The organism is Amycolatopsis sp. NPDC051071, from assembly GCF_040682875.1.
GTDB lineage: Bacteria > Actinomycetota > Actinomycetes > Mycobacteriales > Pseudonocardiaceae > Amycolatopsis.
Genome location: NZ_JBFBBY010000262.1, coordinates 1 through 7,822, shown reverse-complemented (window position 1 = coordinate 7,822; position 7,822 = coordinate 1). Strand labels below are relative to the sequence as shown.

The following is a 7,822-nucleotide window of genomic DNA, read 5'->3' as shown; positions in this document are numbered from 1 at the left end:
GCTGTGGCGGGGGGGGGCGCTCTGGGGCGGTGGTTATTGTTAGCACACCCATTTGTCATGAGGGGTCCCCATAGGACGAATTTCGTCCTATGGGGACCCCTCATGACATCCGGCGCGCTCCACCGCTCGCGACCCCTGCCCCACCCCGGCCAAGTACATGAAGGCCCCCTTACCTGCGCCTAGCGCAAGGAAGGGGGCCTTCATGTACTTGGGTAAACCGTCAGCAGTAGCCGAGGCGTGCCAGCGTGTCGACGATGATCTCCGACGGGTGGAACTTCTCGACCCAGGACTCACCACGCCGGTTCTGGTACGTGTCGAGGAAGTTCTGCAGTTTGTCCCCGCGCATCTCGGTCAGCACGACGGTCTCGCCGAGGTGCTGCGGCGTCTCGGTGCGCTCGCGGTGCACGGCGCACGGCAGGCCGAGGTAGTAGCACTCGGCCGACAGGCCGCCGGAGTCGGTGACGACGTACTCGGCACGCGCGACCAGCGGCAGGAACTTCAGGTACCGCATCTTCGGCTGGATGATGAAGTTCTTCTCGTCGAAGAGGTTCGCCATGCCCAGCGAGCGGATTTTCTCGCGCTCGGGTGCGCCTGCCATGTAGAGGATCGGCATCTGCTTGCTCTGCTCGCGCAGGATCTCCAGCGCCTCGCGGTACTTGTCCGCGCGCGAGACTAGCTCGAAGCGGTGCAGGGTGGCGAGGCCGAACTTCTCCGGCAGCCCCTCGATGTCGAGCGGCCCGTTGATGGCCAGCCGCATCGCGTCGATGGCGGTGTTCGCCTCGGTGTCGACGACGACGCCGCGGGCGTTGCGGAGATTGTTGACCTCACGCGCGCTCGGCGCGAAGTGCATGTCGACGATCTTCGCGGCGATCTTCCGGTTCAGCTCTTCCGGCAGCGGCGACATGATGCTGCCCGACCGCGCGCCGGCCTCGACGTGCCCGACCCGCGACTTGAGGATCCGCTTCCCGATGAGCGAGCCGTACGGCGTGGTGAAGGTGTCGCCGTGCACCAGCACCAGCGGCGGACGCCCGTCCTCGACCAGCGCGGCCTTCAGTTCGGCCCGGCGGTTCCACGCGGTGCGCAGCACCTGCGCGGCCCAGCCCGGCACCTGCGCGGGCGACTCCAGGTTGTGCGCCTTCTCCCTCGGCACCAGCCAGACGTCCGGCTCCGGCAGGTTCAGGTCGGCGAGGACGTCGGAGACCTCGTCGACGTGCTGAGCGGTGAACCAGATCTTCGGCCGGACCCCGCGTTCGAGGATGCCGTGGTAGACCGGCGCGATTTTGATCAGTTCCGCCGTGGTGCCGAGAATGAAGGAAATCACCGGAAGAGCCATTCTGTCGGGGTCTGCGGTGCCCGAAGGATACTGGTGGGCCGCGCAAGGTAGCCTCGCCGGGGTGAGTGCGAATTCGCTCCTCCCAGCCTTGTCCGTGGTGATCCCGGTCTACAACGAGCAGAACTGGATCGACCGCAGTGTGGGCGCGGTGATCGCGTCGGCACAAGCGGCGAGCTGGCCGGTCGAGGTCGTCGTCGTCGACGACGGCAGCACCGACGGTACCCCGGACAAGCTGGTCAGGCTGCAGGAGCGGTACGGCATCACTGTCCTCTCCCAGCCGAACGGCGGCCGGTTCGAGGCACGCCGGGCCGGGATCGCGAAGGCGTCCGGGCGGCAGATCCTGCTGCTCGACAGCCGCGTGATCGTGGACGTCGCCTCCCTCACCTTCCTCCGCGACCAGCTCGTGGACCATCCGGAGCGAACGGTCTGGAACGGTCACGTCAACGTCGCGTCCGAACACAATCCGTATGCGGGATTCATGGCTGGGCTGGTCAAGATCCCGTGGCGCCGTTATTGCGCGAACCCGCGGTTGATGTCGTTCGGTATCGAAGAGTTCGACGTCTTCCCGAAAGGCACCGGATTCTTTTCCGCGCCAAAGGACGTTCTCGAGGATTCGTCCAACGCGTTCGAGTCGCTCTTCGAAGACGTCCGTTTCGCCAGTGACGACACCGGTGTTCTGCGCTGGATCGCCGAACGTCATCGCATCTTCCTGGCGCCGGAGTTCTCCGCGACCTACCACGGTCGCGATTCGTTCAAGAAGTTCATCGGGCAGTCGTATTTCCGCGGTACCACGTTCGTCGATTCGTATCTCGCGTCGCCCGGTCCCGCACGCAACGGCCTGTTCGCCGCGATGGCCGTCGGCGTCATCGGACTCGGCGTCGCCGCGAAGCGCCCGAAGACCGCCGTCGCACTGGCCGCCGCGGGTTCCACGGCCGCCGGGTTCGCGGTGACGAAGTTCGGCGCGACCAAGGCCGAGGCCAAGGCGGTCGCCCAGCTCACGCCGGTGTTCGCCGCCGGCTTCGGCGCCGGAGCGCTCCGAGGCCTCTTCATGGCGCTGCGAGCCCGGCTGCGTCGATGAGTACGGAATCGACGAGCACCATGGCCGACAACACCGGCGAGCTGGCGAAGGACACCGGGAAATCCGCCGGCCGGATCGGCGTCTACCTGCTGATCGCGATCGCACTCGGCTACGCGCTCACCGTGGTCTGGGGCCGGGTCCTCCCGAAGGCGGACAACGCCGTCCTGCTCTCCTTCTGGGGTGTCCTGATGGGACTGGGCGCCGCCCTTTCCCCGCTCGAACAGGAGATCTCGCGCCAGTCCGCGCACGCCGCGCTCGAAGGCCGCAAGGCCGGACGTCCGGCGGTGATCGCCTTCGTCACCAGCGCGATCGCCGTGGTGATCGTCGGCCTCCTCACGCTGCTCCCGCCGATCACGGACAAGGTTTACGGCGGCCAGTTCGCGCTCGCGGTGATCGTGCTCGCCGGCGGGCTTTCGTTCGCCTTCCAGTTCGCCGCACGCGGCCTGCTCGTCGGCCAGAACCGGATCCGGTCCTACTCCTGGCTGATCCTCATCGAGGCGGCCGTGCGGATCCTCGTGGTCGCCGCACTGGTCGTCGCCGGGCTCACCCAGCTGTACTGGTTCGCCATCGCCGCGGCGACCGGCTCGTTCGCGTGGCTGCTCTTCGCCCGCGGTGCCGCTCGCCTGGTCGACCCCAAACTCGACGCCGACGAGCCCGCGAAGCCGGTCGTCACGAACATGCTGATGCTCCTCGCGGGCGCCGGGCTCACCGCGAGCGTCATCACCGGCTACCCCGCGCTGGTCAGCCTGCTCGCGCCCGGCGGCGACAAGGACAAGCTCGGCGTGCTCTTCCTTGCCCTGTTCGTGGCCAGGACGCCGCTGACGCTGATGGCGCCGATCCAGGCTCTCGCGGTCCCGACCGTGGTGCGCCTGTCCAGCACCGAAGAGGGCAAGCACCGGCTGCGCAGGCTGCTCGCACTCGGTTCGGCAGGCGCGCTGGCGCTCGCGGCCCTCGGCGCGCTGATCGGCTGGCTGATCGGACCGTGGGTCGTCCGCCTGGTCTACGGCGCCAAGAACGACCCCGAGGCCTGGTGGATGGCCGGGCTGGTGTGGTCGTCGGTCCTGCTGGCCGCGATGCAGCTGCTCGCCGCCGTGCTGGTCGCGCAGGCCAAGGCCACCAAGGTGCTGATCACCTGGGCAGCCGTCGTCGTCGCGACCGCGCTGGTGCTGCTGTTCTTCCCCGGCGACACCGTCGTGCGTGCCGTCGCCGGGCTCGCCGCGGGCCCGACCGTCGGGCTGCTGGTCGTCATGGCGTTCGTGGTGAGAGGCACCCCCGGGACGGGCAACGCACAGCCGTCCGAAACGTCTCGATAGTGTGGCCGCGCCATCGCGGCCGGTATCGGTCGGTGGCGCTCTTGACGCCGAATAGGGTTGGACAGCGAATTCGATGAACGTTCTTTTGGTGTTGCTGGCGTTCTGGCTGCCAGGGCTCGTCTTCGGTGCCGCGATCAGGCTGCGTGGCTGGACGCTCGCCGCGGCGGCCCCCCTGCTGACCTTCGGCCTCGTCGCCATCGGCATCCCGGTCCTCGGCGGTTTCGGCATCCGCTGGAACATGCTGAACGTCGGACTCTGGGTCCTGCTGTTCTCCGTCGTCGGCTTCGGCGTCTCGTTCCTTGTGCTCCGCTTCACGGCGAAGCGTCACCCGGACTGGACTGAGGACGAAGAAGACGAAGCCCCGAAGCGCTCCCTTCGCGACCACCTGCTGATCGGCGCCGGTGTCGGCCTCGGCCTCGGCGTCGGCACGGTGACCTTCCTGCGCGGCTCGCACACCCTGGAGAACGTCCAGCAGGGCTGGGACGCCCCGTTCCACGGCAACCTGGTGCGCTGGATCGCCGAGCACGGCGACGCGCGGCCGTCGACGGTCGGCACCATCGCGAACCTGCCGAACCAGACCGACTACTTCTACCCGGACACCTATCACGCGCTGCTCGCCCTTGTCTTCGGCAAGGGCGGCCTGACGATGATGCCGACGCTGAACCTGGCGGCGCTCATGGTCGTGCTGACCGTCCCGGTCGGCGTCGCCGCGATGTGCCGCGCCTGGCGGATGCCGGTACTCGCGACCGCCGCCGCGGCGGCCGTGTCCACCTGGTTCACCGCTTTCCCGTACGACTCGCTCTGGCGCGGCCCGCTGTGGCCGTACGTCGCCGGTGTGGCGCTCGTGCCCGCGATGCTCGCGCTGGCCCGCCTGCTGCTCAAGCCGCGCGGGATCGCCGGGCCGGTCGCGATCGGCGTCGGCGTCGCCGGGCTGGCAGGCCTGCACACCAGCCTGATCTTCGTGATCATGGTTTATTTCCTGCTGATCCTGCTCGCGGTCCTGTTCCGCCTCGAGAAGATCAGCTGGCGCCGCAGCGCCGCCTCGCTGGTGGCGACCGTGGTACTGGCGGTCGTCCTCGGGCTGCCGACGGTCCTGCCCGCGCTCTACAACGCGGGCGGCGTGACCAGCGCGTTCTGGGCGTCCGAGACCAGTGTGTCCGGCGCGCTCGGGCAGACCATCACGTTCTCGCCGATGGCGTCGTTCCCGCAGTGGTGGATCGGCATCCCGGCGATCATCGGGGTCTTCTTCCTGGTCCGGCACCGGCGGATGCTCTGGATGGTGGGCGCGTACGTCGTACTCGGCGGCCTGTTCGCCGCGACGATCTCGCTGGAGACCCCGCTCATCCACACCCTGACCGGGGTGTTCTACAACGACCACTGGCGCCTCGGCGCACTCGTCCCGCTGGCCGGGGCGGTCGCGTTCGGCGAGTTCGTGCACACCGCGTCGGGCAAGTTCGCCGAGAAGATCGGTGAGCGCAAGCCGAACCTGAACCCGTTCACCGCGGCCATCGCCGGCGCGCTGGTGGTCGGGCTGGTGGTCACGGTGCTGAGCCGGGGTGGCTACATCGGCCGCAACTCCGCGCGGCTGGCGATGAACTACGGCACTGACGGCCCGTCGGTCAGCAAGGGCGAGGAAGAGGCCTACGCCTGGCTCGGGCAGCACGTCGTGCCGGGCGAGCGTGTCATGAACGACAAGGCCGACGGCTCGGTGTGGATGTACGCCCTTTCGGGGGTTCAGCCGGTCGAGTGGACCAACTACGGCGCCGAGTTCAGCACCAAGGCGGGCTGGCTCAGTGTGTTCCTCAACGACATCAACCGGGAGCCGCGCGTGCGTGCGGCGCTCACCGACCTGAAGGTGCGCTACGTGCTCGTCGGCAAGGGCAAGGTGGCCCCCAACGCACAGTCCGCGGTGGGCCTCCAGCGCCTCGACATCACTCCGGGTTTCAAGCGCGTCTTCCACAACCTCGACGCGTCCGTATACGAAATCGAAGGTCAGCAAGGTGTGGTCGCCGCCGGCGCCACCACCGGGTCCGACACCGCTCACGGCCAGTAAGAAGATAGAGTGATCCAGTGTCCAGTACGTCCGTGACCACCCGCCGCGTACTCATCGTGATGCCTGCTTTGAACGAGCAGGCCAGTGTCGGCTCGGTCATCACCCAGGTCAAGCAGTCCTTGCCGGGCATGGACGTGCTGGTGGTCGACGACGGTTCGTCCGACGACACGGCCAAACTCGCCCGTGCCGCGGGCGCGCAGGTGGCGCGTCTGTCGGTCAACCTCGGCGTCGGCGGGGCGATGCGCACCGGCTTCCGGTACGCGGCCGCCCGCGGCTACGACGTCGTCGTCCAGGTGGACGCCGATGGCCAGCACGACCCCGACGAGGTCGCCGCCCTGCTCGACGCGCTCGAAGACGCGGATATCGCGATCGGTTCGCGGTTCGCGGGCAAGGGTTCGTACAAGGCGAGCGGTCCGCGGAAATACGCGATGGTCGCCCTCTCCCTCGTTTTTTCCCGGCTCGGGAAGACCAAGCTCACCGATGTGACCTCCGGGTTCAAAGCAATGGGCCCGAAGGCGATCAAACTGTTCGCCGCGTACTATCCGGCCGAATACCTCGGCGACACGGTCGAATCGCTCGTGATGGCGATCCGCGCCGAACTGAAGATCAAGGAAATCCCGGTGATCATGCGGGAACGGGCAGGTGGCACCCCGAGTCATTCGCCGGTGAAATCGGCCGTCTACCTCGGCCGCGCCGGACTTGCCCTGCTGCTGGCGCTGGTGCGCCGCCGCCCCGCCGTCGACTCGTCGGATTCGGCGTAAAAGGAGCTGATCATGGACGGCTGGCGCATTCTCAGTATCGTCGTCGCCTGTCTGGTGCTGTTCGCCGTCCTCGAGATGATGCGACGGCGGAAACTGCGCGAGAAGTACGCGGGCGTCTGGCTCGTGCTCGCGCTCGGTGTGGTCGTACTCGCGCTCGTTCCGCAGGCCGCCGATTTCCTGGCGCGCGTAACCGGCGTCCAAACACCGTCGAACTTCGTATTCCTCTTGGCCGGTGTGGTGCTGGCACTGGTCGCGTTGCATCTTTCGACAGAGGTCGGACATCTCGAAGAAGAGGTCCGGACCTCCGTCGAAGAGATCGCGCTGCTCCGCTGCGAACTCGCCGATGCCCAGCGTGACCTGGAAGAACGCGTCGCCGCCCTCGAGGCGAAGACAGCCGCTCCCGACAACGTCAACGGGCTCCCCGAAGTGAGCCCCGCACGCGCACGCTGATCGACGCCCTCCTGACGGCCCCGCCGAGGCTGGGTGCCGTCCGCGTACTCGCCATCGACGGTCCTTCCGGCTCCGGCAAGTCCACATTGGCCGGGAAGGTCGTCGCCGGCCTCGCCGGTCGCGGCGTCCGGGTCGCGCTGGTCAGCACCGACGGATTCGCCACCTGGGACGAGCCCGTCTCCTGGTGGCCGCGGCTGGAATCCGGTGTCCTGGAGCCGCTGCGTGCGGGCAGGCCGGGCGGCTACCGGCGCGTGGACTGGACCAGCGGTGTCCCGTCGCCGGGCGAAGAAGTCGAGATCGACATCCCCGACGTCCTCGTGCTCGAAGGCGTTTCCAGTGGCAGGGCACGGATGCGGCCGTCGTTGTCGCTGCTGACCTGGTTGGACGGCGGGAGCGAGACCGAGCGCCTCGACCGGGCCGCGGGCCGGGACGGTGAGGAATCCCGTGCGGACCTGCGGCGGTGGCAGCTGTTCGAGCGGGGATGGTTCGGCGTCGACGGGACCAGGGCGGCGGCGGATCGCGTGGTCACCTTGCCAAGTACATGAAGGCCCCCTTCATGTACTTGGATCCGGCCTGCCGCGCGCAGCGCGTCCTTTGAGGGCGGCGGCGGGGGCATGGATGGAGCAAGCAAGGGGGCCTTCACGTACTTCGAGGCGGCAAAAAGGCTCCCGAAGGGCCCCTTGTGGACACCCCCGGCCAGCGCCCCACTTCCGCAAGTAGTCGACTTCTTGCGTACCTACGGCGCGTGAAGGACCCCTTCCCTCGGCTCAGCCGAGGAAACTCGACCTTCACACCTTCCCCAAGTACATGAAGGCCCCCTTCCTGTACCTAGGC

7 protein-coding genes are annotated in these 7,822 nt (G+C 68.0%); 6 read left to right on the top strand and 1 reads right to left on the bottom strand.

From position 1 onward, the window contains the following. Positions 1 to 220 precede the first annotated feature (220 nt). Positions 221 to 1,333, bottom strand: a complete 1,113-nt coding sequence (locus AB0M65_RS39395; protein ID WP_364040247.1) for a UDP-N-acetylglucosamine 2-epimerase — start codon at positions 1,331 to 1,333, stop codon at positions 221 to 223. Positions 1,334 to 1,394: 61 nt separating this feature from the next. Here AB0M65_RS39395 and AB0M65_RS39390 point away from each other — a divergent pair, with 61 nt between their 5' ends. The 6 genes from AB0M65_RS39390 (at position 1,395) to AB0M65_RS39365 (ending at position 7,533) form a co-directional block, all read left to right on the top strand. Further along, positions 1,395 to 2,411, top strand: coding sequence for a glycosyltransferase family 2 protein (locus AB0M65_RS39390; RefSeq protein WP_364040244.1), 1,017 nt, complete (start codon positions 1,395 to 1,397; stop codon positions 2,409 to 2,411). Between the two features lie 20 nt (positions 2,412 to 2,431). Beyond that, positions 2,432 to 3,724 carry a hypothetical protein gene (locus tag AB0M65_RS39385; RefSeq protein ID WP_364040253.1) on the top strand — a complete coding sequence of 431 codons (1,293 nt, stop codon included), beginning with the start codon at positions 2,432 to 2,434 and terminating at the stop codon, positions 3,722 to 3,724. A 73-nt stretch (positions 3,725 to 3,797) separates the two neighbouring features. Further along, a complete protein-coding gene (locus AB0M65_RS39380; protein WP_364040241.1) occupies positions 3,798 to 5,777 on the top strand; it encodes a DUF6541 family protein in 1,980 nt (659 codons plus the stop codon). Positions 5,778 to 5,794: 17 nt separating this feature from the next. Further along, positions 5,795 to 6,538: a glycosyltransferase family 2 protein gene (locus AB0M65_RS39375; RefSeq protein ID WP_364040239.1), complete on the top strand. Its 744-nt coding sequence runs from the start codon at positions 5,795 to 5,797 to the stop codon at positions 6,536 to 6,538. Between the two features lie 12 nt (positions 6,539 to 6,550). Further along, on the top strand, positions 6,551 to 6,988 hold the full coding sequence (locus tag AB0M65_RS39370) for a DUF2304 domain-containing protein (RefSeq protein WP_364040236.1): 438 nt from the start codon (positions 6,551 to 6,553) through the stop codon (positions 6,986 to 6,988). Then, positions 6,985 to 7,533 carry a uridine kinase gene (locus tag AB0M65_RS39365; RefSeq protein WP_364040250.1) on the top strand — a complete coding sequence of 183 codons (549 nt, stop codon included), beginning with the start codon at positions 6,985 to 6,987 and terminating at the stop codon, positions 7,531 to 7,533. The genes AB0M65_RS39370 and AB0M65_RS39365 overlap by 4 nt, the downstream gene beginning before the upstream one ends. Positions 7,534 to 7,822: the final 289 nt, after the last annotated feature.